Source organism: Flavobacterium alkalisoli (assembly GCF_008000935.1).
Taxonomy (GTDB): domain Bacteria; phylum Bacteroidota; class Bacteroidia; order Flavobacteriales; family Flavobacteriaceae; genus Flavobacterium; species Flavobacterium alkalisoli.
In genome coordinates this window covers 2059690-2081666 of record NZ_CP042831.1, presented here as the reverse complement: position 1 = coordinate 2081666, position 21977 = coordinate 2059690, and the positions used below count along the sequence as shown (strand labels likewise).

Annotated in this window: 17 protein-coding genes; 13 read left to right on the top strand and 4 right to left on the bottom strand. The window is 35.8% G+C overall.

Features of this window, described 5'->3' with window-relative positions; genetic code table 11:
- Positions 1-11 precede the first annotated feature (11 nt).
- From FUA48_RS09405 to FUA48_RS09395, 3 genes are read right to left on the bottom strand one after another with little or no spacing between them, the layout of a single operon-like run.
- Entirely contained in the window at positions 12-3590 is a 3579-nt protein-coding gene (locus tag FUA48_RS09405) for a response regulator (protein WP_147583296.1), read from the bottom strand.
- Positions 3591-3599: 9 nt separating this feature from the next.
- Positions 3600-4808 (bottom strand): sensor histidine kinase, encoded by a 1209-nt coding sequence (locus FUA48_RS09400; RefSeq protein WP_147583295.1) that lies wholly within the window; start codon positions 4806-4808, stop codon positions 3600-3602.
- Positions 4809-4823: 15 nt separating this feature from the next.
- Positions 4824-5228, bottom strand: coding sequence for a response regulator (locus FUA48_RS09395; RefSeq protein WP_168196961.1), 405 nt, complete (start codon positions 5226-5228; stop codon positions 4824-4826).
- Between the two features lie 254 nt (positions 5229-5482).
- Between FUA48_RS09395 and FUA48_RS09390 the strand changes: the two genes are divergently transcribed.
- The 6 genes from FUA48_RS09390 (at position 5483) to FUA48_RS09365 (ending at position 13944) form a co-directional block, all read left to right on the top strand.
- Complete coding sequence (locus tag FUA48_RS09390) at positions 5483-9097, top strand: PAS domain-containing hybrid sensor histidine kinase/response regulator (protein ID WP_147583293.1); 3615 nt, start codon at positions 5483-5485, stop codon at positions 9095-9097.
- Between the two features lie 42 nt (positions 9098-9139).
- Complete coding sequence (locus FUA48_RS09385; RefSeq protein ID WP_147583292.1) at positions 9140-9850, top strand: Hpt domain-containing protein; 711 nt, start codon at positions 9140-9142, stop codon at positions 9848-9850.
- Positions 9851-9854: 4 nt separating this feature from the next.
- The gene (locus FUA48_RS09380; protein ID WP_147583291.1) at positions 9855-10217 is read left to right on the top strand and encodes a response regulator transcription factor; all 363 of its coding nucleotides are present in this window, start codon (positions 9855-9857) and stop codon (positions 10215-10217) included.
- A 9-nt stretch (positions 10218-10226) separates the two neighbouring features.
- Positions 10227-11231 carry a HEAT repeat domain-containing protein gene (locus FUA48_RS09375; protein WP_147583290.1) on the top strand — a complete coding sequence of 335 codons (1005 nt, stop codon included), beginning with the start codon at positions 10227-10229 and terminating at the stop codon, positions 11229-11231.
- Positions 11232-11237: 6 nt separating this feature from the next.
- Complete coding sequence (locus tag FUA48_RS09370) at positions 11238-12659, top strand: glycosyltransferase family 2 protein (protein ID WP_147583289.1); 1422 nt, start codon at positions 11238-11240, stop codon at positions 12657-12659.
- 79 nt (positions 12660-12738) lie between these two features.
- Positions 12739-13944: a YaiO family outer membrane beta-barrel protein gene (locus tag FUA48_RS09365; protein WP_147583288.1), complete on the top strand. Its 1206-nt coding sequence runs from the start codon at positions 12739-12741 to the stop codon at positions 13942-13944.
- Positions 13945-14039: 95 nt separating this feature from the next.
- Here the strand turns inward: FUA48_RS09365 and FUA48_RS09360 are convergent, their stop codons facing one another.
- Entirely contained in the window at positions 14040-14468 is a 429-nt protein-coding gene (locus FUA48_RS09360; RefSeq protein WP_147583287.1) for a response regulator transcription factor, read from the bottom strand.
- A gap of 1193 nt (positions 14469-15661) precedes the next feature.
- On the opposite strand from FUA48_RS09360, the gene FUA48_RS09355 reads away from it, so the two are divergent.
- Genes FUA48_RS09355 through FUA48_RS09325 form a run of 7 tightly spaced genes read left to right on the top strand, consistent with a single transcriptional unit; the run spans position 15662 to position 21765 of the window.
- Positions 15662-16075: a response regulator gene (locus FUA48_RS09355; protein WP_147583286.1), complete on the top strand. Its 414-nt coding sequence runs from the start codon at positions 15662-15664 to the stop codon at positions 16073-16075.
- A gap of 2 nt (positions 16076-16077) precedes the next feature.
- A complete protein-coding gene (locus FUA48_RS09350) occupies positions 16078-16617 on the top strand; it encodes a heme NO-binding domain-containing protein (protein ID WP_147583285.1) in 540 nt (179 codons plus the stop codon).
- Between the two features lies 1 nt (position 16618).
- A complete protein-coding gene (locus tag FUA48_RS09345) occupies positions 16619-18544 on the top strand; it encodes a PAS domain-containing protein (RefSeq protein ID WP_147583284.1) in 1926 nt (641 codons plus the stop codon).
- Positions 18545-18549: 5 nt separating this feature from the next.
- Positions 18550-19680, top strand: coding sequence for an FIST signal transduction protein (locus FUA48_RS09340; RefSeq protein ID WP_147583283.1), 1131 nt, complete (start codon positions 18550-18552; stop codon positions 19678-19680).
- Positions 19677-20717: a sensor histidine kinase gene (locus tag FUA48_RS09335; protein ID WP_147583282.1), complete on the top strand. Its 1041-nt coding sequence runs from the start codon at positions 19677-19679 to the stop codon at positions 20715-20717. The genes FUA48_RS09340 and FUA48_RS09335 overlap by 4 nt, the downstream gene beginning before the upstream one ends.
- The gene (locus FUA48_RS09330) at positions 20704-21021 is read left to right on the top strand and encodes an Hpt domain-containing protein (protein WP_147584975.1); all 318 of its coding nucleotides are present in this window, start codon (positions 20704-20706) and stop codon (positions 21019-21021) included. Before FUA48_RS09335 ends, FUA48_RS09330 begins: the two co-directional genes overlap by 14 nt.
- A 15-nt stretch (positions 21022-21036) precedes the next feature.
- Positions 21037-21765 (top strand): LytR/AlgR family response regulator transcription factor, encoded by a 729-nt coding sequence (locus FUA48_RS09325; protein WP_147583281.1) that lies wholly within the window; start codon positions 21037-21039, stop codon positions 21763-21765.
- Positions 21766-21977: the final 212 nt, after the last annotated feature.

The window sequence follows — 21977 nt, the reverse complement described above, 5'->3', positions numbered from 1 at the left end:
CTATATTCTTATCAGGCTTTATCGTATAACCAAACTCTTAATAATGACAGAAGCTGGTCTACATCTACCGGTTTGGTAATATAGTCTGACGCTCCTGCATTAATACATTTTTCCCTGTCTCCTGTCATCGCTTTTGCGGTTACTGCTATAACAGGCAGGTTTTTAAGTTTCTTATCTTGTCTTATTCTGGTTGCCGTTTCATAGCCATCCATATTAGGCATCATCATGTCCAGTAGTACGATGTCTACTCCCGGATTTTCTTCAAGCACCTTAAGAGCTTCCTTACCGTCTATTGCAGTAAGTACATTCATTTTAAGTACTTCAAGAGCCTTGGTTAATGAGTAAATGTTACGCACATCATCATCAACCACAAGTACCGTTTTACCGCTAAGGATATTATTAAGGGTATTAAAGTTCTTGTTCTTTTTACCTCCTTCTTTCTTGTTTTGTTCTACCAAATGCAGGAACAATGAAACCTCATCCAGCATACGCTGGTAGGAATGAGCAGTTTTAACCACAATAGAATCGGCATACTTTTTAATTTTTAGCTCCTCTTTCATAGAAAGGCTCTTACCTGTAAATACAATAACAGGTATATTATCGGCCCCCGATTTGTTCTTTACATTTTCGAGTATCTCATAAGCCTGTTTATCTGGAACACCCATATCCAGTATTACACAGTCTATATTAGTACCCTGTAGTGTAGTGATACCATCGCTTACATCGCTCTTTATTTCCGATTTTATATCATTAGTCTCAAGGAAATAAGCCAATGCCTGAGCATGCTTGGCATTATCTTCTATGATAATTACTTTTTGAGAATCCTTGTTTACAATGTGCTCGATCTTTTTAAATACATCAGGAATCTGTTCAAAAGCAACAGGCTTATCTAAAAAGTTTACAGCTCCTTTTAGAAGACTTTCCTGCCTTACCTTATGTGAAGACATTATATGTACCGGAATATGCTTTGTAAGAACATTACCTTTTAGCTCATCCATAACTTCCCAACCGCTTTTTATAGGTAACTGAATATCCAGTAATATTCCTATTGGCCTGTATTTTAAAGCAAGATTAAACGCCTCATCTCCCCTAACCGTTATAACCCCTTTATAGCCTCGCTGATGGGTGAACTCAAGTAGCGATTTGGCAAAATTAACATCGTCTTCAACTATAAGCATTACCTTATCCCCTTCTGTAATTATATCCCTGTCGTCTGGTACGTCATCAGGTATTACCAGGCTTACATACCTGTTTTCTTCTTTAGTCACCAATGTTTTTTCTTCTTCCTGTTTTTGCAGTTCCACAGCCATGGTTACCTGTGGTTTGGTTACTACCATTCTTCCTGTAGCAGCGCCTAAAACAGGCAACAGTAAAGTGAATTCACTTCCTTTATTAACTTCGCTGGTTAGCGTAATTTCACCACCTAATAATTTTGCAAGTTCCCTGCTTATGGAAAGTCCTAAACCTGTACCTCCGTATTTACGTTTTGTAGAACCGTCTGCCTGCTGGAATGCCTCAAAAATAAGCGGTTGCTTTTCACGCGGTATACCTATACCGGTATCTTTTACAGTAAAGTTTACCAGTTTGTCGTTATCTTTTACTTTCTTGATTTGAAGTGTTACCGAACCTTCACTTGTAAACTTAATAGCGTTCGAGATCAGGTTCTTTAATATCTGCTCCAGCCTCATCCTGTCTGTTTTAATAACAAGAGGAGCATCGGTAGTATCAATTTTAAATTCTATACTCTTTTCTTTTGCTACTTCTGTAAACAGATTTTTTAAATTTTCTGTTATCTCTCTGGTAGAAACATCCAGAAATTCAACTTCCATTTTACCTGCCTCAATTTTAGAAAGGTCAAGAATTTCATCTATAAGCCCTAACAGTCCGTTACCGGAACTTTGTATCACCTTAGCAAATTCTATTTGCTCATCGTTCATGTTCTTATCATTGTTTTCAGACAATAGCCTGCTCAATAATAATATAGAGTTTAGAGGGGTTCTAAGCTCATGCGACATATTAGCCAGGAATTCGGATTTATAACGTGTACTCAGTTCAAGGTCTTCAGATTTTTTCTGGATTTCCATGTTTCTTTCCTCCAGTAGTACACTACGCTCAGCAAGTTCTTCATTAGTTTGCTGAAGCTCTTCCTGCTGAACCCTTAATTCTTCTTCTGAAGCCTGTAGTTTGGAAGTTTGTGCCTCCAGTTCAGCATTAATATTTTCAAGCTCGCTGTGCTGAATAATAAGCTCTTCAGACTGTGCCTGTGTTTCTTCAAGCAACTCCTGAACCCTTTGCCTGTTTTGCGACGCTTTTATTGCAATACCTATATTATTAGCTACCGCTTTTAAAAACTGTATTTCCCTTTTTGTAAATGTGTTTACTGTAGCAAGTTCTGCCACACCTATCACTTTGTCATCAGTTAAAGGCAACGCTACAACATGTTTAGGCTTTACCTCGCCTAAAGCGTAAGAAATAGTAATATCATCATCAGACAGAGACGTTAGTTCAAGTAATTTACCTGAAGTAACTGCCTGGCCTGTTATACCCTGACCTGCTCTAAGTCTTTCTCGTTTATTTTCCCCAGCATAGCTATACCCTGCTATAAGATAAAGCTCCTCTCCTTCTGCAAGGTATAATACCCCTGCGCTGCTTCTTGTAAATATGGCCAGATACTCTATAATATCCCTTGTAAGTTCTTCGGTAGTTTTCTCGCCTATCATTACCTGATTAAGCTCGGCAACACCAGCCTGCAACCATTCGTTATCCGATAATGACCTGAAAGATTTATCCAGCGAAAAAGCCATATTGTTTAGTGATATCGCTACAGTACCCAAAGCATCTTTTTGACTATCGTCTACCCTAACTTCATAATTGCCTTCGGATATCTGGGAAGCTATACCACTAATAACCTCTATCCTTTTTGCCATCTCTATATCCTTCTCCTGAAGTTGCTTGTGCAGCTTGGCTCTCTCATTATAATCTTTAAGTATCCTCATAAAGAAAGAGATACTTATAAGCAATGATAAAACGGCAGCAGCAACAATAAGTATTGAGCTGGCAGTACCATATCTTTCAGAATTGCTGTTACGTTGCTTTAAAAGTTCCTGCTCCTGGCTTTCCATGCGTTTTAAAATAACACGCATGCGGTCCATGATTTTTTTACCGGTATCCAAATCTGTAGACATGGTAGTTTCACCACGCGTTTTTTCTGTTATAAGATTTTGCAGATAATCAAAAAACTCACTTCTCAGCGGTTTAAGTTCTGTCAGGCTTTGTTGTTGTAAAGCATTATCGGAAGTAAGCTTTGCTATTTCCTCAAAAATCTCATTTGCCCTTGTTTCAGAATTATTGTATTGCTCCAAAAAGCTTTGCTTTCCAGAGACAAGAAATCCTCTTACACTGGTTTGTGCATCAATAACTACAGTAGCTCCTTCATTAATATTATAAATTACTTCTTGTGTATGATTTACAGCACTATTACTTTTTAACAGGCTGGTTATACTAAAGAATGAAGCAGCAGAACTGATTATTAAAATAACCAGAGAGATACTAAAGAAAACAAAGAGATTTCGTTTAAAGTTGGTTTCCATATAATGTGTTTACTTTACCGGTAATATTATTATAAAGCTTGCCCCTTCTCCGGGTTGGCTTTTTGCTGTTATAAGTCCGTTGTGTTTTTCTATTATTTTTTTGGCAATGGCAAGCCCTATACCTGTACCCTCATACTCCCTGCGATCGTTAAGGCTTTGAAAAATGATGAATATCTTATCCAGATACCTTTCGTCAAAGCCAATACCGTTATCGGTTACCGTTATTCGGCAAAACAAACCCTTCTCATCAACAGGTGCATCAAAATTTCTTTCAGCTATACGCTCAGAGCTTATTTGTATAATAGGACTTATATCCTTTTTTGAAAATTTAAGTGAGTTACTTATAAGGTTTTGGAATATCTGCCTTAACTGGCTTGGCACTCCCTTAATTTTAGGAAGGTCTTTTTTTATTATTATGGCATTATTCTGCTCAATAAGATAGTCCAAATCGGTTAAAACTTCATCAACAACCGCATTGATATCGGTCTTCTCTGGAGCGACATCCGATGATAACCTTGAATAGTCCAGTAAATCGGTAATAAGTTTAGACATTCTTTGTGCAGCCCTAACGGTTCTGTCCACATAATCTGTTGCTTTGGGATTGTCAGTAAGATAGCGTTCTTTGATCATTTTCACAAAGAGCTCGATTTTGCGTATAGGCTCTTTAAGGTCATGAGAAACTACCCATGCAAATTGCTGTAATTCATGATTGCGGAACTCAAGTTCCTCATTTTTTTCTATAAGTTCTTTTGTTCTTTCGGCTACTTTAGCCTCAAGGTTCTCTTCGGCAGCTTTTCGTATTTCTACCTCTTTAGAGAGTATGTCCCTTATGTTTTTAAGTTCGGTTTTCTGTTCAGAGAGTTTTAAAAAGGTCTTTACCTTAAGTATAAGCAAATCAGGATCTACAGGTTTTGTAATATAGTCTACACCTCCTGTTTCATAACCCTTTGAAATAAATCGTTTTTGCCTGTTTACTGCCGAAAGGAATATAACGGGTATATCTTTTGTACGGTTGCTGCCGGCAAGTATTTCTGCCACTTCAAAACCGTCCATACCCGGCATTTGTACATCCAGAACTATAAGTGAGTAGTTTTGCTTTAATATCTTCTTTAAGGCCTCTTCGCCCGATTGAGCAGTGTCAACCTGAAGATTGTGTACTTCGAGTGTCTTTTTTAAAGCAACAAGATTTTCGCTAATATCGTCTACAATTAATATCATAACTTAAAAGAGCCCTTACAGTTGAAAAGCTGTTTTGAGAACATTTTTTAGTTTATCACATAATTGCCAAAAATCACTGGGTTTTTCTATAAATAATTTTGCCCCGTGATTAAAACACTCTTTTTGGTAGTCATCTGAAGCCGAAGTAGAATACATAACAACCGACACATCTTTAAAACGTACATTTTCTTTTAAATGTTTAAGACAGTCAAGTCCGTTCATTCGTGGCATATTAACATCTAAAAAAATTAAATCGGGAAGTAAAACCTTTCCCGAAACAAGTTTTTCAAGTGCATCTGCCCCGTTGGCCGCCTCATTAAATATAACAGAATTATCAGCTTCAGCTAATGCTTCTTTAAAAAGAAAACGATCGTCCTGATCGTCATCAACTAATAGTAAAGTGCTTATTTTTTTGGTCACAAACCAAATTTAAGAAAACTTAAACACAATTCCTTGCGTGTTAATATGGTTTTTACAGCTTTTACCTTACAAAAACATCAGTTTATAACAATTTGCGTAAAATTTCTAAAAACAATTCACTTTTATTGAATCAAAATCAACCGTGAAGTTTCATTTTGCGTATATGCTAAACTTAAGAAAGTTGAAAGCAATACTTGATATTTAAAAAGAAAATTTTACATTTATTAAATATTATCCCCACTAAAAAACAACATATGCCGCAATCCTCTTCTACTCTGAAACAAGAGTTTAATGAGTTACTTATTAAAGCCCCTACTGTATTTTCGTGGTTAACCGAAGGTTCCCTTGACGGAATTTGGTACTGTGACCTTGAATTACCCGGAAAATTTTGGGCAAATGATGCTTTCTGGAAAATTTTAGGCCTTACAACTCCTGAAGATCAAAACATATTTGACAGATGGAGTATGACTATAAATACTTTTGATAAAAACAAAACAATACACCTTATAAAACAATGTCGTGAAAACCCTAAAAAAGAGTTTAACGACACCTTTACCTATATTGATGATAAAGGCTATGAGATAATATTACATTCTGAAGGAAAAATAGTTTTTGATAATCAAAATAATCCAACGAGGCTTATTATCAAACATTACAAAGAGAGAAATATAAAGCAGGAAAAGCTTTTAGGTAAGGTTAAAAAACTTAAAAAACTACGAGCTATTTTAAATGAAACCAACAAGGTTGCCAAAGTGGGTGGCTGGGAAGTTGATTTAGTTAACCAAAAAATAACCTGGACTAAAGTTACCAAACAAATACATGAGGTAGATTCTGATTATAAACCGGAACTGGAAACAGCCATTAACTTTTTTGAAGAAGGCTGGAGCAGAGATACAATTACCGAAGCTTTTGCCAAAGCTGTGGAAACAGGTAAGCAATATTATGTTGAACTTAGACTGATCACAGCTAAAGGAAATACTCTATGGGTAAGAACAATAGGCAAACCTGTTTTTGAAAATGGTAATTGTGTAAGAATATATGGAGCCATACAGGACATTAGTGCCCGTAAGGAACAGGAAGCAATATACGCAGAGACCCGTGAAAGGTTTGAAAAGATTTTTAATCACTCCTCAATAGGGATAGTACTCTTAGATTTTGAAAATAAACCTATAATTGCCAATCCTGCAAGCATCAAAATTTTTGGCTTTGAAGACGCTGATCATGAATTTGTAAAAGCTAACATAAGCTTTAAGGATATAGTACATCCTGACGATTTTAAAGAAGCGGTTAAACTTAGAAACAAGCTACAAAAAGGAGAAATAGAGAACTATACTTTACGCAGCCGATTTTACAAACAAAACGGTGAATTGATTTGGTGTAAACTAAACACCTCTCTTATTAGGGGAGCTGACAATTCAAAAAATATGATTATCAGTCATATTGAGGATATTACAGAACAAAAACAGTTGGAAGAAATAGCTTTTGAAAACTCAGTTCGTTTTAAAAGCGCCTTTGAACACTCACCTAACGGAATGGCTATGGTAGGCCTTGACGGCACATGGCTAATGGTAAACAAAGGTCTTAGCAATATGCTAGGGTATTCGAGAGAAGAATTTCTAAACCTTACTTTCCAGCAAATAACATACAAAACCGATCTTGATGCCGATCTTCGCCTTCTTCATGAAACCCTTGAAGGAAAAAGGGACACCTATGGCATGGAAAAAAGGTACATACATAAAGATGGCAGTATAGTATACGGCCTTCTTAATGTATCACTTATAAGAGATGAAGAAAACAACCCATTGTATTTTATTTCTCAGATAAACGACATAAGCAAAAGAGTAAGGGCTAAACAGGAACTTGAAGCCAGCCTTAAAGAGCTTCAGGATTTAATGAATGCCACCACTCAGGTTGCTATCATTGAGGCTGACACTAACGGTATAGTAAAAAAATATAATAAAGGGGCTGAAACTCTTTTAGGATACACTGCCGAAGAGATTATTGGTAAACATAAAGTAGGACTTTTCCACGACCAGGAAGAAGTAGCAAAACGCTCTAAATTACTTGCAAAAAAATATGGAAAAGAATTACACGGTATAGAGCTTTTTACTTATAATGCCACCAGAGGTGAATATGATTCTGAAGAATGGGTATTTGTAAGAAAAGATGGTTCTAAGTTTGATGTTCAGCTGGTAATTACTGCCATTAGAGATAAAAACGATGTAATAACAGGTTATGTTGGTATAGCAACTGATATTACTCAGTTAAAAGAAATGGAAAAATCGCTTGTGAGTGAAAAGCACAAAGCGGAATATGCTAATAAATCGAAATCGGAATTCTTAGCAAATATGAGTCACGAAATCAGAACACCTTTAAATGGAGTGATTGGTTTCACTGACCTGCTTATGAAAACCGAACTGAACGAAACACAAAGCAAATACATGCAGATGGTTAATACATCTGCACACTCATTGCTCGACCTGATAAACGATATTCTTGACTTCTCTAAAATTGAAGCAGGGAAACTCGAACTTAGTGAAGATAAAACAGATCTTATTGAGCTTTGTTCTCAAACGGTAGATATCATTAAGCACGATGCTCACGAAAAAGGACTTGAGCTGCTTTTAGACATTTCGCCAAAAGTAAAACGCTTTATCTATGCCGATTCGATAAGACTAAGGCAAATATTAGTTAACCTGTTAGGTAATGCTATTAAGTTTACCGAAAAAGGAGAAGTGGAACTTAAGGTAAGAAATACACCTTGCGGAGAGAATAAAGACGAAATGTTATTTGATTTCTCTATTAGGGATACAGGTATAGGTATAGCCCCACACAACCTTCAAAAAATATTCAATGCTTTTGATCAGGAAGATGCCTCAACCACAAGAAAATATGGAGGTACAGGCCTTGGCATTACCATAAGTAACCGTTTATTGGAGCTTATGGACAGCAGACTGGAAGTTGTAAGTGAACTCAACAATGGTAGTACATTCTCATTTAAAGTACGATTTAAAACAGAGTTTGATGACAGCTTTCCTGAAAAGCAAACTGAAAACATAAACAATGTACTTATTGTAGATGATAATGAAAATAACCTTACCATCTTAAGGGATATGCTTGCCTTTGGCAAAGTAAATTCTGTAAGTGCACAAAACGGTATTCAGGCTCTTGAAATTCTGGAAAGCAAAAATGATTTTGACCTGGCCATTATCGACTTTAATATGCCTTATCTAAACGGTTTAGAGCTAATTAGCCATATCAGGAAAAAACTTAAAATAGACAAGGAAGCACTTCCTATAATATTACTTCACAGTTCGGTAGTAGACAATAAGACGCTTCAGCTATGTAAGGAATTAGACGTTAAGTTTGAAGTTACCAAACCTATTAGAATAGACCAGCTTTTTGACCTGATAAGCAACATTAAAACCGAAAGCACCGGAATTAAGGAAGTTGTAGAAGACAGCTTTACTAAAAATGAACAGGGTGCATACAATATTCTTATTGCCGAGGATAATCCGGTAAACCAGTTCCTTGCTAAAACAATCATACAAAAAGTGCTTCCTCACGCAAATATTACAATTGCCGAAGATGGGGAAAAAGCGGTACGAATGTATAAAAGCATGCCACTCGACCTAATATTTATGGACATACAAATGCCCGTTATGAGTGGTTTTGATGCTACTAAACAAATAAGGATGCTTGAAGAGTCAGGCTTTAGAATACCTATTATTGCGTTAACCGCAAGGGCACTTAAAGGTGAAAGGGAACGTTGCCTTGATGCCGGTATGGATGATTATATTACAAAACCCATAATTTTTGAAACTATTAAAGAAACCATAAAATTACATTTACCCGTAACCCTTAAATAACATTTTATTCTAATTTTAAACTTTAAAAATATCCCCACCCACATGCAGTTAAATATTTTACTTGTTGAAAATAATACTGAAAAAGATGTAGTGACGCAGTTACTGCCAAAAGAATGGCAAATTACCTGTTGTGAAAATAGCTATGATGCTATACAAAAGGTAAAAAAAGAGAATGACTTTCATCTTGTAATTCTTGATGAAAACTCGTCTCCGTTAAATGCTTACCAAACGTTTGATTATCTTAATAAAGAAATAAAAGCCGACGTGCCTGTATTGGTTTTAGGCCAAGAAGGTGAAAGCACCATTGTTGAACACTATAAAGACAAGCTTGCATTCATTAAAAAACCTATCGGTATAGATGACCTATCGGTTATAATAGAATTATTGGAAAAAAATCACTGTGAGAAAGAAGTTGTGGAGAAAGCATACTCTCTGGATTATCTTAATGAAATCTCAGACAGTAACCAAGAGTTTATTATGGAAACGCTCTCTATTTTTACTTCTTCGGTAAGTGACAAACTTGAACAGCTTAAGGAAGCACTGGTAAATAAAGACTATCAGAGTGTTGCAGAAATTGCCCACAACATCAAGCCTTCATTTGAAATGCTTGAAAATAAAACATCGGTAGAGATATGTAATTTATTAAACAACAGGGCCCCCGAAGAAGATGTACCTACCTTAGCCGATAATTTGATAATAGAGTTTGCCAAAATGAAAGCTCAGTTAGAAAACGATTTCCCACAATTAAAATAAACCCATGAAAAAAAGAATCTTAGTGATAGAAGACAACCCCATGGTCGTAAAATCATTAGAATTTAAACTTAATAAAGACGGCTATGAGGTAACCGTGGCCCCTGACGGACGGGTGGCTACCGAAATTTTAAAAAACAACAGTTTCGACCTGGTTATTACAGATCTTATGCTGCCTTTTGTTACCGGCTCCCAGCTTATTGAGTTAATAAAAAAGGAAACACCCGAAACACCTATAATCGTACTTTCTACCGCAACTCAGGAAGATATAATAATGGACGCCTTTACTATGGGAGTAGATGATTTTATTACCAAGCCTTTTAGTCCTAACGAACTATCATTAAGAGTAAAACGAAGTCTTAGCAAATAAGTTAAGTGATTGGAACAGATATACGAAAATATATACCATAACGACTGGGAGTGGATAGTAAAGCTAAATATACTTGTAAGTTTTATTTTGCTTTTACTAAGCCTTTTGTTAATCCTGTTTATACTTTATTTAAGGGTATTTAAAAACCATCGCAACTTAAAAAAGGCCGAGCATTACAGTCGTTTAACCGATTTTATAAACAACTATCTCTTTGATCCTGATTTTGATGAAGCGGAAATTGAAAATTTTAAGAACAACTTTTTAAAAACCAGTCTTCAAAAAAAGATAACAACGAAAGAGATACTTATTTGCAATCAAAACTTTAAGGGAGAAGCAAACGATTCTATAAAGAAATTGTTTTTTAGCCTTGACCTTGATAATATTGTATTTAAAGACTTAAAAAGCTTAAAGTGGCACCGCAGGACCCGTGGCCTGTATACGGTTTCCAGTATGGGAATAAAAATACAGGAATCGTTAGCGGTTAAACTACTAAACGACAAAAGAAGTGAGGTAAGGCTACAGGCCCTTTTATACTTTATTAAGCTATCTCAAAAGTACCCTCTTAACTTTTTATATCGTTTAGAAGAATCATTAACCATATGGCAACAGGTATATCTGGAAGATGCCCTAAAAAAATACCAGGAGCAGGTTCCTGATTTCTCAAAATGGCTTACACATAAACAACCAAGCGTAGTTATTTTTTGTATTAAGCAAATTGCGGTATTTAACCAGTATGAAAATATAGATCAGGTAATGCCTTTTCTTGAAAGTCCCGAGGAGGAACTTAAAAGAGCAGCTATAAGGTGTATGCGCAAAATAGGACATGAAGAGGCTATAGATATACTGCTTACTAACTTTGCTACAGAGAGCAATGAAATTAAAAAAGAGATTTTAAAACTTATAACCCAAATAGGAGATTTCAATCAATTACAAACTTTATCCGGATTGCTTACCGGTAAAGATGAGGAAATGAAAATAGAATATTTAAAAGCTGAAGAGCATTTTTTAAAATAACACATTTTGGATTATAGAATATTAATAGATATAGCAAGTTGGGCATTCCTGGTATATGCAGTTGTAATATGCTCAGGATATACATTTGCTGCCTTGTTCTCCTTTCTGGAAATTAAGGAGTATAAAAGAATATACAATCTTCCTTCGGAAGAAGTAGCAATGCTGCAGTCCTCAACTCTGCCACCGGTATCTATACTTGCACCGGCCTATAATGAGGAGGCCAATGTTGTGGAAAACGTACGCTCCATGCTTACTCTTAACTATCCTTCTTATGAGATAGTGGTAATAAACGACGGCAGTAAAGACAATACGCTGCAAAGGCTGGTAGAAACTTTTTCTATGGTAAAAGATGAGTCATTACGATATAACTCCATACCAACACAGGAAGTAAGGGGCGTTTACACATCTACCATAAAAGCATACAAGAATCTAACGGTTATAGATAAGGCTAATGGTGGTAAGGCCGATGCCCTAAACGCAGGAATAAACAATTGTAAGCACGACCTAATTTGTTGTATTGACGTAGACTGTATACTTGAAAACGATGCCTTGCTTAAATTGGTAAAACCATTTTTAAATAACGAGAAGACAGTAATTGCATCTGGAGGTATAATCCGTGTGGCTAACTCATGTATTATTGAAGACGGCAGGATTATAGAAGTGCGCCTTCCGGATAAGTTTGTGGCCCGTGCACAAATACTGGAATACTTCAGGGCCTTCCTTATGGGGCGTATGGCATGGTCAAGACTGGATGGGCTTCTGCTAATATCCGGAGCATTCGGTATGTTTGATAAGAAGATAGCTATAGAGGCCGGAGGTTATAATCACAAAACCGTAGGGGAAGACATGGAACTTTTAGTGCGCATGCGACGAATGATGCGTAATAAAAAAATTCCTTATACCGTAGGTTTTATACCGGATCCTTTATGCTGGACAGAAGTGCCACAACAGTGGAAAGTACTGCACAGGCAACGCAACAGATGGACACGGGGTACTATGGAAACACTATGGATGCATCGCAAAATGATGTTTAACCCTAAGTACAAAGTATTGGGTATGCTTAGTACTCCTTACTGGATGTTTTTTGAATGGCTTGCCCCTATCATAGAATTCTTCGGGATACTTTTCATTATCCTTTTATATGTTTTAGGATTATTAAACTGGACTATATTCCTTAGCTTTTTTGCTTTGGTGTATTTCTTCTCGGTACTTTATTCAATTACGGCTATTTTCTTTGAAGAATATTCTTTTCAGCAATACAAGAAACCTAAATACATATTCAGGCTTATAGGTACTGCCTTTGCAGAACCTTTGTTTTACCATCCGTTTGTAATGTGGGCCGCTATAAAAGGTAATATCGATCTTATAAGAGGTAAAAAAACTTGGGGAGCCATGAGTAGAACAGGGCTTTCAAACCCTAAAAAATAGTTTAATCTTAAAAATTACTATTGTGTCAGTCAATCTAAAAAAAATACAATCAACTGTTAAGGTATTACTTTATATAGTTATGCTTTTTTCCTGCATTACTGTAAATGCCCAAACCAGCGATGATATATACACAGAAGCCCGAAAAGAAGCTTTTGAAAACAAAAACTACAAAAAAGCTATTGATTTAGCGCAAAAGGCTTTGGAAATGAGCCCGGATTATACCGAACTGAATATCTTTTTAGGCAGAGTATATACATGGGACAAACAACCGGAACAGGCGCGTATGGTTTTTGAAGAGGTTATGAAAAAAAATCCTAACGAAACAGATCTTTACCTTGCATACGGTAGTCTTGAGTATTGGAATAAAAACTATGACAAGGCATTAGAACTAACCAATAAAGGCTTGGAAAAAAGTCCGCAATCGGAAGAGCTGTTACTTTTAAAAGCAAGAATCCTTAAAGATTCCAGACAATTTACCGAGGCCAACAGTACCCTAACAACACTTTTGGAAATAAACCCAAAAAACAATGAAGCCAGAACTTTAAGCCAGGTTATAGGTATGACAGGGTTTAAAAATGCCGTAGGGGTTTATTATGACTACTATCACTTTGATAAACGTTTTGATGACCCTTGGCACATAGCAAGCGTAGACTATACCAGGCAGGGTAACTTTGGTACACTTACCGGAAGGGTAAATTATGCCAATAAGTTTGCTATGGATGCTATGCAGTTTGAAATTGAAAGTTATCCTAGAATATCTGATGTTTTCTATACCTATGTAAATGCAGGTGTATCTGATGATAAAGGTATTTTCCCTGAATATAAAGCCGGCTTTTCATTATTTGCCAATCTACCCAAAGGTTTTGAAGCAGAAGGGGGTTTTAGGATGTTAAGTTTTTCGGGAGAACAAACCTGGACCTATACCCTGTCTGCCGGAAAATATTACAAAAACCTATGGTTTAACCTAAGAGGATATTTTACACCAGACAGAAATAATGTAGGCCAGTCTTACCAGTTAACAACCCGTTATTATTTAGGTGGTGCTGATGAGTATGTGAGTTTGAGGCTAGGTACCGGTATTTCTCCTGACAATCAGAATAACGTATTACTTAATGAGACTTTTACCTATAAGCTAAAATCATACAATGTAGCTTTGGAATACAGGACCGTAATTAAACGTTCTTATGTCGTATATGTAAGGACTTCACTTGAAAATCAGGAATATGCCCCTAACACAAAAGGTAATCAGATAACTGCCGGCGTAGGAGCCATAAAACGATTCTAAAAAAAGAAACACCTGCAGTTTCCTGCAGGTGCATCAACCAAACCAACCATAAAACTATCATAATCCCTTAAGGCATTATGAAGTACTTTTTTATTTTAATTCAAACTAAAAATTGCGTTATCTATACCACTTGTAAGCCTTTTTGCTCTTGCTTCAATATCAGAAATACTTAAAGGCATTTTTGCGTAGTCGTTTACTCCAAGCTCGAAGGTTTTATTAAAAACCCTTTCATCGCTATGGCATGAAACTACCATTACAGGAGTACTAACCTTTTTTACATTTCTTATATATTGTATAAGTTCTAGCCCTGCCCTGTTTGCTTTAGGTTTGTTTATCATAGGTACCATTGGGTACACTACCGGTAAACTTATATCTGCTATAAGCAAATCAGGCTGAAAAGCATTAAAACTATTTACAGCATCCTGAGTATTGTCACAACACTCAATTTCATATCCTAAATCGCTAAGGCACCTGCCTAACGATGTTAATATGTGTCGTTCGTTATCTACTATTAAAACTCTCATATACCTGCTGTTTTAGTCATTAACACTGAACCTTATATTGATTTACGGTATTTTTTGGGTTATCAGTTTATTGGGGGCAATAATCTTGATAAGTTGTTTCGGGTTCAGTGTTAATTACAGTACAAATATCCGTCGGGTTTCAAAGGTTTTTGGCTAATATTCGACCAAAAACATTTTGCTGTAGACGAATGGTAACCACTAAGACGACAAACAGGCTGAACAAAGGTTTATATATACTATCTGCTAATCAAAACATCTATAAATAAAAAGACCTCCCGTTAGAGGAGGCCTTAAAACATACATTAGTTGTATAACCTATTTGTACTAAATAACACTACAAATTTCAACAAAGCTTTAAAACATTTTACCTGATATTCGCTTAACAACTTTTTACTGTAGACGAAAGGTATTAACAACACAGGTAAGCCGATTTAAATATAATTAGCATCAATAGATTAAAGTTAGAACAGCATAAATAAAAAAGCCTCCCTTAACAGGAGGCCTTAAAATAAACATCAGTAGTCGTGCATTCTAACATTAATTTCTTTCCATTCTTATAAAAACTATCAATGTACTTTGGGGGCTTAAAGTATGATAATCTATTATAACCACTTTTGTAATTAATTACATTGCAAATATCCGTCGGTAAATCAGCTTTCGAGTCTATTATTCGATGAGTGGAATTTTACTTTCGGTCAGATGTACCCGTATTCAGGGTAAGCTGCAAGATTTATCAAATAACAATCAATAAAAAAGGCCTCCTTATTAGGGAGGCCTTACACACCAGTAATTTTTAATTGAATATCAATAGCACTACTTTATTTTTGGGATCCATTTAATCTAGGGGGCTTCGACTAAATGATTATAAATGCATTATTTATGGTGCAAATATCTATTGATTGTGTTAGCTATCCTGTTAGATTTCGATGAATGGCATTCAACTGTAGACGAATGGTAATTTTGTCCCGTTTAACAAAAAAACTGATAATCAAATAAGCATTAAGCTATTGGCTACATACAATTCACAGTTATTTTATAATTGTAAGAAACTGCTTATAGCTTATTTAAAACCATTCGTCGCCTCAAAACTACCATTCACCGAAGTTTAACCCTCGCTTATCGAAAAGAAAAGTTATGCTTTACGGAGTCCCGTAATTTTGTGGTTGGAAAATTATACCCCTGAACTAAAAACAATGGCCAGAGCACTTAACATACTTTTAATTGAAGACGACTCTATCGAGGTTATGAAGTTTCACAGAGTTTTAAAAACCCTGCACTTAAACCATAAGATAGTAGAAGCCAACAATGGCGAAGAGGCGTTAGCAATATTAAAAGACAAGGAAATTATTCCGGATATTATTATTCTGGACCTTAATATGCCTAAAATAAACGGTATTGAGTTTTTGGGTATCCTTAAAAAAGACGAAGTGCTTAAATATATTCCTGCCATAATACTAACTACCTCAAACAACCATAGGGATGTAATGGAATGCTACAAAATAGGCATTGCAGGCTACTTAATAAAACCCCTTAAATATGAGGAGTATGTAGACAGGGTTAAAAAACTTATAGAATACTGGAGTGTAAATGAATTAATCTCACAGTAATTATGTATGGCTTTGTTAACAATGCAATAAAACATTATGTAAACGATAACTTTGGCAACCAAATTTGGAGGGAAGTTAAGCAGCAGTGTGCCCTTTCTCCAAGCTTTCTTGATGCCGATCAGCCATACAGTGAAGAAACTATTTTTAAAATAGCCGAAACAGTTTCAAAAATTACACAAACACCTCTAAACAAAGTACTTGAAGACATTGGAGCAAGCATTATTTCCACACTTGCCGAAAAATATAAGTTCCTGATGGAATCAAGAGGCGAAAACCTCAAAGATTATTTATTAAATTTACCTAACTTTCATAACAGGATTATGTTGATCTATCCTGAATTAACTCCGCCCGAGTTTAGAATAAGTAATGTAGCCCACAACAGCTTACATCTGCATTACAGCTCTGACAGGGAAGGTATTCGGGATTTTTTAAAGGGCTATCTGGATGGTTTGGTTAAAATATTTTGTGAACCCGCTATAGTAGAGCCTATTGAGTCCCCCGCTGAAAGCCGCCATCAGGAAGGTTTCAAAATCAATTGGTAATATGAGTAACAGCCATACATTTAAATTTAATGCCGATAATTTCAGCAGGATATTCCCTTTCTATATACTGCTGGATGAAAATTTAGTAATCTCCTCCTTTGGAAGCAGTATTACTAAACTGAATCCGGAATTAAAACAAGGCAACTCTTTTTCTGATTTCTTTTCACTTATACGTCCTCATACAGAAAACATTACCGAAGAAATACTGGTAGAAAACCTAAGTCAGCTTGTTATTCTGGAAAGTAAAATTGTACCTGACTTAATACTAAGGGGACAGTTTGAAACCATGGATAACAATTTTTTATTTGTGGGCTCTCCCTGGCTTATGTCGGTAGAGGAAGTAAAAAAAAGAAAGCTTTCCATCTTTGATTTTGCTAATCATGATCCTTTACTGGATCTGCTTCAGATATTAAAAACTCAGGAGTCTACAACCCAGGAGCTCAAAGAGCTTTTAAGGATAAATAACGAACAAAAAAATGCACTTAAGCAGGATCGTGAAGAGCTTAACAAGCTATCGGTAGTTGCCAGTGCAAACGAAAATGCCATAGTATTTACCAAGCCCAGTGCCGAAATATTTTGGTGTAATGATGCCTATTTAAAGATTACAGGCTTTAGCCATGAAGATGTAATGGGCAAAACCCCTATTGAAGTTGGCCTTACGGAATCTACAGACAGGGATGCATTACAGAAAATGATCGACCTGTTTTACAAAGGTGAATCGTTTGATGTGGAAGTAACCCATGCCAAAAAAGGCGGTGGCTATTTTTGGGCAAGAATTAAAGGACAGCCTATATATGATGACAAAGGAAATATTCTTCAGTATTTTGCCATGCTTGAGGATATGACCGAAGAGAAGGAAAAAGAAGAGCAATTGGTACTACTTTCCCTTATTGCCGAAAAAAACATAAACTCTGTGGTTATATGTGATAAGGAAGGCTGTATAGAATGGGCAAACTCCAGTTTTGAAGAAATGTCCGGATATAAAAAAGATGAACTCATTGGCAAAAAACCGGGTATACTATTACAGGGGCCTGAAAGTGATCCTGAAACTGTTATCTATCTAAGTAATCAGATAAAAAAAGGAGAACCCTTTAACTGTGAGATAATAAACTACTCTAAAGACAAAAAGAAATACTGGGTCAGGATACAGGGTCAGGCCTTGTATAACAATTTTGGAGAATTAATACGCTTTTTTGCAATTGAAGAAGATATTACTCATGAAAAACAACTTGAAAAGCAAAAAGAAGAGCTTCTAAAAAGCTTAGCAAAAAGTAATAAAGAGCTGGAAGACTATGCCCAAATCGTATCTCATGACCTTAAGTCCCCGTTACGCAGTATTAACTCACTTGTTGCCTGGATTAAGGAAGATAACGAAGGTTGCCTTACCGAGCAGACAACTGGCTATTTAAATATGATTGAGGATAAACTGGAAAAAATGGATCATTTAATCCAAGGAGTCCTTACCTACTCTAAAATAGATAAAACAGATATAGCTAAAGAAAATGTAAACATCCACGAAGTGGTTACAAACATTTTAAGCATTATACATATACCTTCACATATCAGGGTAGAAATAAAGAACAATCTACCGGTTTTAAAGGCTGATAGATTCAGGATACAACAGCTTTTTCAAAATCTGATAAGCAATGCTGTAAACTATATTGACAAGCCTGAAGGGTTTGTTGTCATAAACGTAAAAGAAGCTAAAGACCATTTTGTTTTCTCTGTTGCCGACAACGGACCAGGTATTGCAGAAGAAAATCAGGACAAAATATTCAAGATATTCCAATCTTTCAGTAACAGTGAAAGATCTACGGGGCTTGGCCTGTCCATAGTGAAAAAGATTATTGACAACTATGGTGGCAAAATATGGATTGAAAGTGAACTAGGTAAAGGCACCGTTTTTTATATTAAACTTTATAAGTAAGATTTATGAAAACAGTTCAGGCATACAAAAAAGACAATAGCTGGATTTATCTTACAGATATGCAGGCATTAAACAATCCGTTAGTACTTGTTTTTGGAAACAGGTACCTATTGGAAGACACTACTGTTATTGATGATATAAGAAAAGAGTTTCCTTATGAGCATCTTGTTTTCGGATCTACTTCGGGCGAAATAGCAGGTGAAAATGTTATAGAAAACTCTATTGCCATAACAGCCATAGAATTTGAAAAAAGTTCGTTTGTAATAAAGCGTGACAATATATTAAGCCATAATAAAAATGCCGTAGAACTGGGTAAGGCTCTTTATGAGCAAATGCCTAAGGAAAACCTTAAGCACCTTTTTGTTCTTAGCGAAGGAAGCTTTGTAAACGGCAGCTCACTAATTGCAGGGCTTGAGGATAATGTTTTTAAAAACGTATGCATAACGGGAGGAATGTGTGGCGACGATGCCCGTTTTGAAAAAACTCTTGCCTCTTATAAAGAAAACCCTAAAGAGGGCGAAGTAGTACTTATAGGATTTTATGGTGACACGCTGGAAATAACTTTTGCAAGTGTGGGCGGATGGCAGCCTTTTGGACCTGAAAGGATTATTACAAAATCTGAAGGAAACATACTTTATGAAATTGACGGTAAGCCTGCACTAAACCTTTATAAAAAATACTTAGGTGACAAAGCGGAAGAACTGCCTCAGGCATCACTGCTCTACCCTCTTAATGTCACTATTCCCGGTAAAGAAGTACCGGTTGTGAGAACCATTTTGAATATTGATAACGATGCTCAGTCGATGATACTTGCCGGCGATGCCCCAGAAGAATCTCTTGTACAACTTATGATGGCAACAGTAGACGGTATTGCAGACGGTGCTAATAAAGCTGCACTATATGCAATGCACAATCGTAAAACCATGCCTCAGGTAGCCCTATTAATAAGTTGTGTAGGCCGCAAACTGGTAATGAATCAGCGTGTTGAAGAAGAAATAGAACAGGTTAAGGAAATGATTGGTGACACTACCACAATCACAGGATTTTACTCTTACGGAGAAATGGCTCCGTTTGTAAACAGTAACTTTTGTGAACTACACAACCAAACAATGACATTAACTTTAATAAGCGAATGAAAAACCCCCTTTTAAAAAGACAGATATCCAAGCATATTGGAGGAGATATGCCTGCAGGTTTTGAAAATTTTCTAAATGCTGTAGAGGAGTCTTACGCTAATTATGAAGACCAGATATCTATGCTGCAAAGAGCTATGAGGATTAGTTCTGAAGAGCTTTTTGAAGCAAACCAAAAACTTAGGGACGAAGCCAATAGCCTTAAGGAAATAAACAGTAACCTGGAGTTCATACTTAGTTCCATGAATATGGATAACGATGCTCCCAGCGAAGGTAATTATGACCCTTCCGATTACATTAAACAACAATCCATTCAGCTTATAAAAATAAATGAGCAAAGGGAACAGCTTTTACAAAATCTTGAGGCACAAAACCAAGCTTTAAACGAGTATGCCCACATGGTATCTCATGACCTAAAGGCTCCCCTACGCAATATTACCACCCTAATACAATGGTTCCAGGAAGACCATAATGAAAAGATTGGAAATGAAGGTCAAAAATCATTAGAGCTTATTTTGTTTAATGTTGAAAAGATGGACCTGCTTATACAGGGTATACTTGACTATTCCTCTATCGACAAGGTACAAACCGAAGATAAACTGATAGACTTCAACAATGTATTTGAAGAGCTGTTAAGAATGATTTCGATACCTAAAAACATTGAGATAAAAATCCTGAATAAGCTTCCTAAACTAAACGGTAACTTTTATAAGTTCAGGCAGCTCTTCCAAAACCTGCTTGAAAATGCCATAAAATATAATGATAAGGAAAAAGGACTGATTGAAATTAGCAGTAAGGAAAAAAAATATGATATAGAATTTTGCATTAAAGACAACGGAAAAGGCATTCCGGAAGCTTATTTTGAAAAAATATTCAATATCTTTACTAAGCTTGACAGTGAAAATCCTTCTTCCGGAATTGGTTTATCCATAGTAAAAAAGATAGTTACGCACTATGGCGGTAAGGTTTGGCTGAAAAGCAAAGAAAATGAAGGTACTTCTTTTTACTTTACCTTACCTAAATACTATGGAACAGCCTAATCTAAATTATATAGACCAATTAGCAGGAGATGATGCCCCTTTCAGGCAAAAGCTTATTGATATTTTAAAAAAGGAATTACCAGAGGAAATAAAACTCTATAAAGACCATTTAAGCATCAATAACTTTTTAGCCGCTGCGGGCAGTGTACATAAGCTTAAACACAAAATAAGTATTATGGGTATGGAAAAAAGTTACTATCTTGCTGAAGAGTTTGAAAGAAACCTTAAAAATAATTCTACTGAACTGAATGAAGATTTTAATATCATTCTTTCAAGGATGCAGAATTATGTAAATGGCATTTAAAGCCGGTTATTTTATATGAATTGTATTATAATTGACGACGAAGCGCTGGCAAGAACAATAATTGCGCAAATGACTTCTAAAGACCCTGAACTTAACATTACAGGAGAATTTAGCAATGCGCTGAGTGCTATGAAGTTTTTAAACGAAAATCACGACAGCACCAACCTTATTTTTCTTGACATTCACATGCCTGACTTTACAGGTTTTGATTTTATTAAAACCATTAAAAACCCTCCGGCTGTAATACTTATAACTTCCGACAAAAACTTTGCAATTGAAGCTTTTGAATATGACTGTATAGTAGACTATCTGGTTAAACCGCTTACAGAAGAGCGCTTTCTTAAAGCAGTAAATAAAGCAAAGGCAAAAAACGAAAGCCCAACGACTGTGAAAACAGAAAGTTCTCAAAATGGAAGTCAACCTGCTGATACAGCTAATGAGTTCTATGTTAACATAGACCGCAGGCTTATAAAAATTGAGATTCCTACAATTAATATTATTGAGGCTAAAGGAGATTACATTCAGATAAAAACGGAAACTAAAAACTATACCGTACATTCTACCCTTAAAAAAATTGAGGAAAAGTTACCTCCTTCCCTATTTTTAAAAGTTCACAGGACTTACATTATTAATACCAAAAAGATTATTGACATTGAAGACAATAGTGTTCTTATAGGTAAAGATGTTGTACCTGTTAGCCGGGCAAACAGACCTGAGCTTATGAAAAGACTTAATATGTTATAAAACATTAAAAATACAATTGATAAAGCAGCTAACAGGCTGCTTTTTTTTATAAAACAACCCCTTTATTATAATAAAGGGGTTGCTAACATATTACTACTAATTAATTAAAATCGATGTTTACTTTATCATAGGCAATTTCTGGTTTTTAGTGGTTAATAATCCTTGTTTGTTTCTTTGTAAGCTAGCCTGGCCATCTGTCTAATTAGACAACC